The 944-nt window shown below is 66.3% G+C and carries 2 protein-coding genes; both read right to left on the bottom strand.

What is annotated here, in order from left to right:
* Positions 1 to 77 precede the first annotated feature (77 nt).
* On the bottom strand, positions 78 to 314 hold the full coding sequence (locus AC07YR_RS14210) for a hypothetical protein (RefSeq protein ID WP_055807387.1): 237 nt from the start codon (positions 312 to 314) through the stop codon (positions 78 to 80).
* A 72-nt stretch (positions 315 to 386) separates the two neighbouring features.
* A complete protein-coding gene (locus AC07YR_RS14205; protein WP_055807384.1) occupies positions 387 to 617 on the bottom strand; it encodes a hypothetical protein in 231 nt (76 codons plus the stop codon).
* Positions 618 to 944: the final 327 nt, after the last annotated feature.

The raw sequence follows: 944 nt of genomic DNA, 5'->3' as shown, positions 1-944 counted from the left end.
CCCGCCCCCCCCCCCCCCCCCCCCCCCCCCCCCCCCCCCCCCCCCCCCACTCCTCCTCTTTATTGTCGCTTTCTATGTCAGCTGGAGCTGGGTTCGGTGGTGAGGCCCCGGTGGTCCGGGGTTTTGCTGTTCTGTTCCTCGGCCGGTCCCGGGGGTTTGGTGCCGTCCGCACCGGCAGGGCGGCCATCGACAGGGCCGGGCCCGGCGTGGCGGCCGGACGCCTGGTCCGCCGGCTTTTCCCTCGGCACCGGGTTGGTTTCGTCCTCTACGCCATCGCTCACGATGTCGTCGGCTTCGTTGTGTTCCGTACTCATCGGCTGCTCCTGATCTCGCGGTGTGTTCCCACGCTACAGGCGGGGTGCGGGTGCGTACAGCGGCGGACCTTCCTAGGAGATGGAAGCCCACTGCCGCAGCTCCCGGGTTTCGCCGTATGGAACATCGCGGCTGACGGCCACGGTGTAGGTGGAGAAGCCGGTTTGCGTGACCAGCACGCCGTGGCGGCGTTCCTCCATGGCGTGCCGGAGGGCGATGTCCACGGCACTGTTGAGGTCGTTTTCAATCGTTGCGGGATCGTGGGCAATGATCTCGAGCAGGATGTCGGAATGGTGCTTGATCATGGGGTGCTCTCTTTCGCGGGGCGGGCACTGCGTGTTGAGGGAAGTTGGCCGGGCCGGGCCGTGCTTCGGATAAGGGAATTCGGGGAGGACAAAAAGGGTGCCGTGTGAGGCGGGAGGAGATTCGAGCTGAAGGTGATTCGAAGGGCCCGGCATTCTGAGATGGGGCGGGGCCGGTGCGATGCATCCGGCGGAGGGACCGGGAACGTTTTGTCGTTCCTGCGGATCCACCCTAAGTGTGGCCGACTGACCGGCCGGAAGGCAATCACTTCGCTGGAATTTCTTCTGTGTCCCGCGTCACACGCACAAAAGGCGAGGGGCCCCCCGCGG

It is taken from the genome of Arthrobacter sp. GW460-12-1-14-TSB2, assembly GCF_059423525.1.
This window is presented reverse-complemented; position numbering and strand designations above follow the sequence as displayed.

Bases quoted from the DNA above. Each gene is read 5' to 3' on its own strand.
- AC07YR_RS14205 (WP_055807384.1), bottom strand. From the start codon at position 617: ATGATCAAGCACCATTCCGACATCCTGCTCGAGATCATTGCCCACGAT.
- AC07YR_RS14210 (WP_055807387.1), bottom strand. From the start codon at position 314: ATGAGTACGGAACACAACGAAGCCGACGACATCGTGAGCGATGGCGTA.